Genomic DNA, 5,960 nt, shown 5'->3' with positions numbered 1-5,960 from the left:
TCCACCTCGTCGGCGGCGCGGCCGCGCAGGTCGTCCACCACCAGCGGCGGCGGGGCCGCGTCGTCGAGCACGCGCTGCCAGCCGGCCGGCGAGACGATCGCGCGCAGCATGTCGTGGCGGCCGATCACGCGATGCCAGGCGCGCTCCACGCGGTGCGGATCGAGATCGCCGGCGAGATCGAGCTCGACATAGCCGTGGCAGCCCACGCCGCCGTAGTCGTACGCTTCGCCGCGGCCGACCAGATAGGCGGCCTGCACGTCGGTCAGCGGAAACGGTTCGTGGCGGGCGGCCGGATCGGCCGCCGCCGGTTGGGTTTCGGCCTGCGCCAGATGCGCGACCAGCGCCGCCTTGTGTTCGCGCAGCGCGGCCTTGCGGGCCTCGGTCAGGGCGCCGGCCGGCGCGCGAAAGCGCAGCTCGCCGGCTTCGGTCCAGAGCAGGACGCCGAGGGCGTCGAGTTCGGCGATCAGCGACACGGGATTCATAAGGAGCCTTCCTCGTAAGTGGATTCGATGATGTCGGTGGGGGCGGCCTGCAGAGAGCGCAGCCAGGCGGCCTGGGTGGCGATGCTCGGCATCGCGAACACCTGCCGCAGGCTCAGGCGGCCGGCGTCGAGCCCGTCGAGGCGCATCGCCTCGATGAGCCGCGCGGCGCGCAGGCTGTCGCCGCCGAGCCGGAAGAAATCGTCGTGACGGGCGATGTCCGCGTGGCCCAGGACCTGGGACCAGAGCGCGGCCACGCGCCGTTCGAGCGGATCGGCGGGGGCTTCGCGCGGCGCGCCCTGAAGCGCGCTGCCCGCGAAGCGTTCGGCCAGCGCGCGGCGGTCGACCTTGCCGTTGGCGCTCAGCGGCAGGGCGTCGAGCGCGAGCCAGTGCGACGGCACCATGTAGTCGGGCAGCAACGCGCGCAGGGCCGTGGCGAGGGCGGCCTCGTCGGGCTGGCGGTCGGCCACGACGGCCGCGCACAGCGCGGGCGGTTGGCCCGTGACCAGCGCGACGGCGTGCCGGATGCCGGGCTGCGCGAGCACCGCCGTTTCGATTTCGCCCAGCTCGATGCGGTGGCCGCGCAGCTTGATCTGGTGATCGCGGCGGCCCAGGAATTCGAGCGTGCCGTTGGGCCAGTAGCGGCCGAGATCACCGGTGCGATACCAGCGCTGGCCCGCGTGGGTAACGAACGACGCCGCCGTGCGCTCCGTATCGCCGCGATAGCCGAGCGCAACGCCAGCACCGCCGATCCACAGTTCGCCCGGCACCCAATCGGGGCAGTCGTTGCCTTGCGCATCCGCGACGCGATACTGCTGATTCGCGAGCGGCGTGCCGTAGGGGATCGAACGCCAGTGTTCGGGCACGTCGGCCGGCACGTCGCAGAGGTTCGACCAGATCGCCGCCTCGGTCGCGCCGCCCATCGCGATGAAGCGCGCGGCGGGCGCGGCGCGGGCGAGCCGTTTCGGCAGATCCATCCCGATCCAGTCGCCCGACGCGAACGCGAGGCGCAACGGCAACGGCTTGTCCGCCGCCGCAACCAGCAGCATGTCGAGCAGCACGGGCACGGTGTTCCAGAGCGTGACGTCGTGCTTCAGCACGAGATCGCGCCACACGGCCGGCTCCCGCCGGTCGTCTTCGCCAACCAGCACCAGCGCACCGCCAGCACCGAGCAAACCGAAGACGTCGTAGACGGACAGATCGAAGTCGAGCGCCGACACGGCGAGCGCGCGATCGCCGCAGCCAACGCCGAAGCGTTGGTTGAGATCGTCGATCGTGTTGGCGGCGGCGCGATGACTGATCTCGACGCCCTTGGGTTCTCCGGTGGAGCCGGACGTGAAGATCACGTAAGCCACGGCATCGGGCGACACCGGGCAGGGCGCGGGCAGCGATTCGCAGGCCGACGCGGCGGCGATGTCGATCGCATCGGCTTCGAGCGGCGCCAGCAGCGGCGCATGCCCGCCATCGCTGAGGACATGGCGGATTCCGGCGCGCTGATGAATACGGGCCTGCCGCACCACCGGCTGCGCGACGCCCACCGGCACGTAGCATCCGCCGGCCGCCAGCACACCGAGCACGGCCACGATCTGATCCGCGCCGCGCGGCAGCGTGACGGCGACGGCGTCGCCTTCGCGCACGCCGCGTTCGCGCAGCAGGGCCGCCACGCGCAGCGCGCGACTGGCCAACTCGCCATACCCGATCGCGCGGCCGTCGATGTCGATCAACGCAACGCGTCCGGGCTCTTGCAAAGCCCGTTCGAACACCGGCAGATGCAGCGTACGCGGCGCGATCGGCCTGCTCGTCGCATTGACGCGCTCGCGCACGGCGCGCTGCGCATCCGGCAGCGCGACCCCGGCGGCGGCGGCCGTCTCGTCCCAGCCGTCGGCCTCGTCCGCGAGCCGTTCAAGGCATCCGACATAGGCATCGAACATCGCGTCCACCAGCCTGTCCGGGAACAGGCCGCGCACGTAATCCCAGGACAGCACCAGTTCGCCGCGATGCTCGAACACCTGATGATCGAGCCAGACCTGCGGCGTTTCGGACAGGCCGCCATCCGCGAGATCGGGGAACCCGTCGGGCAGGCGGTCGAAGAAATCGTCGGCCAGGCCGAGCGTGCTGGTGAACACCACGGGCAGCGCGGCGGCTTGCAGGCCCACGCTGCGCGCGCGTTCGCGCTGGATCCACACCGACGACACGGCGCGGTGCTCCAGCACCTCGGCCACTTGCTGCTGGACGGCGGCGGCGCGCTGCGTCCAGCTTTCGCGGCCCGGCGCGTCGAAGCCGACCGGCGCGAGCGCCGTGAAGTCGCCGACGATGCGCGGCACGTCGGGATGCAGCGCGCGCCGGTCGAACAGCGTGAGGTTGAGCGTCAGCGCCGCGCCGCCGCTCCAGGCGGCCAGCACGTGCGCATAGGCGGTCAGCAGCGCCACCGACGGCGTGATGCCGCGACGCTGCGCCTGTTCGCGCAAGCGCCGCCAGCGCGCGGCGGGCAGGCGCGCGCGGCGCCGCACGAACGCCGCCGCGCCGAGGCTGGCCGGATCGCGCGCCACCGGCAGCGCCGGGGCGGGCGGCAGCGTGTCGAGGCGCGCACGCCAGTAGCGCAGCGCGGCCTCGGGCGGCGCGACGGCGTCGAGCGTCTGCACCACGTAGTCGCGAAAGCCGAGCGCCGGGGCCGGCGGCAAGCTGGACGGCGCGCGGTACAGCTCGGCCAGCTCGCCGAGCAGCAGCTTGACGCTGTAGCCGTCGAGCGTCAGGTAATCGAAGAACAGGCCGATCCGGCAGCGGCCGCCCGCATACGGCACCGCGTGCGCCGTGTGCAGCGGATGGCGCGCGCGCGAGCGATCGCGTACACGCCACAGCACGGCGATGGCCTCGCGTGCGGCGCCGGCGTCGGCAGCGGGCGGCTCGATCCGCAGCCGCGCGTCGGGCAGCGTTGCGGCCACCGACTGGCGGCCGTCCTCGTCGACGCTGGCGCGCAGCATGTCGTGGCGCGTCCAGAGCGCGCGCCACGCGGCATCGAAGCGCGCGAGATCCACGCCCGCGCCGTCCAGTTCGAGCAAATAGGTGGTGCCGCCGTGCAGCGGCAGCCCCTCGGATTGCCCCATCCAGTAGGCGCGCTGAATCTCGGTGAGCGGGAACGGCGCGTGACGCTGCGCGGGATCGGGCTGCAATGCGGGGGCGGCCGCTTGCGCGGGCGCGTCGCCGGCGGCATGCCAGATGGATGCGAAATCGGCCAGCACCGGCCGCGCGAACAGGCGGCGCAGCGGCGCGTCGGCCTGCCAGCCGTCCTGCTGCAATTGCGCGACGAGCCGCGTGGCGAGCAGGCTGTCGCCGCCGAGCCGGAAGAAATGATCGTGGCGCGACACGGCCGGCAGCGCGAGCAGGCCGCGCCAGAGGCCGGCGATATGCTGCTCGGCCGCGCCTTCGGGCGGCGCGGCATCGATCGGCGCGGCGGCCAGCGCGCCCGCGAAGCGTTCGGCCAGCGAGCGGCGGTCGATCTTGCCGTTGGCGCTCAACGGCAGGGCGTCGAGCGCGAGCCAGTGCGTGGGCACCATGTAGTCGGGCAGCAGCGCACGCAGGGCCGTGGCGAGGGTGGCGTCGTCGGGCTGGCCGTCGGCGACGAACGCGGCGCACAGCGCGGGCGGCTGGCCCGTGACCAGCGCGACGGCATGCCGAACGCCGGGTTGCGCGAGCAAGGCCGTTTCGATTTCGCCCAGCTCGATGCGGTGGCCGCGCAGCTTGATCTGATGATCGCGGCGGCCGAGGAATTCGAGCGTGCCGTCGGGCCAGTAGCGGCCGAGGTCGCCCGTGCGATACCAGCGCTGGCCCGCATGGGAAACGAACGATGCGGCGGTACGCTGCGCGTCGCCGCGATAGCCGAGCGCGACGCCCGCACCGCCGATCCACAGCTCGCCCGGCACCCAGTCGGGGCAGTCGTTGCCGAGCGCACTCACGACGCGATACTGCTGATTCGCGAGCGGCGTGCCATAGGGGATCGAACGCCAATGTGCAGGCACTTCAGCCGGCACCTCGCAGAGGTTCGACCAGATCGCCGCCTCGGTCGCGCCGCCCATCGCGATGAAGCGCGCGGCGGGCGCGACGCGGGCGAGCCGTTTCGGCAGATCCATCCCGATCCAGTCGCCCGAGGCGAACGCGAGTCGCAACGGCAACAGCCTATCCGCCGCCGCGACCAGCAGCATGTCGAGCAGCACGGGCACGGTGTTCCAGAGCGTGACGCCGTGCTTCAGCACGAGATCGCGCCACACGGCCGGCTCCCGACGATCGTCCTCGCCAACCAGCACCAGCGCACCGCCAGCACCGAGCAAACCGAAGATGTCGTAGACGGACAGATCGAAATCGAGCGCCGACACGGCGAGCGCACGATCGTCGCAGCCAACGCCGAAGCGTTGGTTCAGATCGTCGATCGTGTTGGCGGCGGCGCGATGACCGATCTCGACACCCTTGGGTTCGCCCGTCGAGCCCGACGTGAAGATCACATAGGCGACCGAATCGGGCGGCACGGGGCAGGGGCCGGCCAGCGGTTCGCAGGCGGATGCCGACGCGATGTCGATTGCGTCGGCATCGAGCGACGCCAGCGACGGCGCATGGTCGCCATCGCAGAGGACATGACGGATGCCTGCACGCCGATGAATGCGGGCCTGCCGCGCCACCGGCTGCGCGACGCCGACCGGCACGTAGCATCCGCCGGCCGCCAGCACGCCGAGCACGGCCGCGATCTGATCGGCGCCGCGCGGCAGCGTGACGGCGACCGCGTCGCCTTCGCGCATGCCGCGTTCGCGCAGCAGCGCCGCCACGCGCAACGCGCGACTGGCCAACTCGCCATACCCGATCGCGCGGCCGTCCACCTCGATCAGCGCCACTCGCTCGGGCGCTTGCGCAGCCTGCTCGAACACCGGCAGATGCAGCGTACGCGGCGCGATCGGCTTGCCCGTCGCATTGACGTGCTCGCGCACGGCGCGCTGCGCATCCGGCAGCGCGACCCCGGCCGGGCGTTCCCAGGCGCCCGGTTCGCCGGCCAGCCGTTCGACGAGCGCGATATACGCCGCGAACATCGCGTCGGCGAGGCCGTCCGGAAACAACGCATCGACGACGTCCCAGGCCAGCAGCAGGCTGCCGTCCTCGTCGTCCTCGTACACCTGATGGTCGAGCCACACCTGCGGCGTCTGCGAAATCATGTAGCCGAGCGGGCCGAACACGGCGCGCGTCGCGGCGTCCACGAGCGGCGTGCCGAGGTTGCAGGCGAACACCACGGGCGCAAAGCTGCGCTCGCCGTCGGCGCGCAGCGCCAGCTCGCGCTGCACGCGCACGCCCGACCAGGCGCTGTGCGCGACATCGGCATGGCATTGCGCCTGGAACGCGCGCGCCCGCTCGGCGAACGGGGCCGGCGCGGCGCACGCCACGGCTACCAGCAGCAGGTTCGTGAAATCGGCGACGACCGCCTCCAGCCCCGGCGTGTCGCCG

Annotated in this window: 1 protein-coding gene and 1 pseudogene; both read right to left on the bottom strand. The window is 72.5% G+C overall.

Going from position 1 to position 5,960, the window contains the following annotated elements; translation table 11 throughout:
• Positions 1–482 (bottom strand): annotated as a pseudogene (locus G3N92_RS29920) (hypothetical protein); the annotation flags it as partial.
• Positions 479–5,960, bottom strand: a 5,482-nt coding sequence (locus G3N92_RS29915; RefSeq protein WP_206131173.1) for a non-ribosomal peptide synthetase, incomplete at its 5' end; no start/stop codon positions are given. The gene G3N92_RS29915 and the pseudogene G3N92_RS29920, both read right to left, overlap by 4 nt.

The organism is Burkholderia sp. Ac-20379 (assembly GCF_017104645.1).
Taxonomy (GTDB): Bacteria; Pseudomonadota; Gammaproteobacteria; order Burkholderiales; family Burkholderiaceae; genus Burkholderia.
Note: the sequence above shows the minus strand (reverse complement) of the source record. Positions and strands in the feature narration are given on the sequence as shown.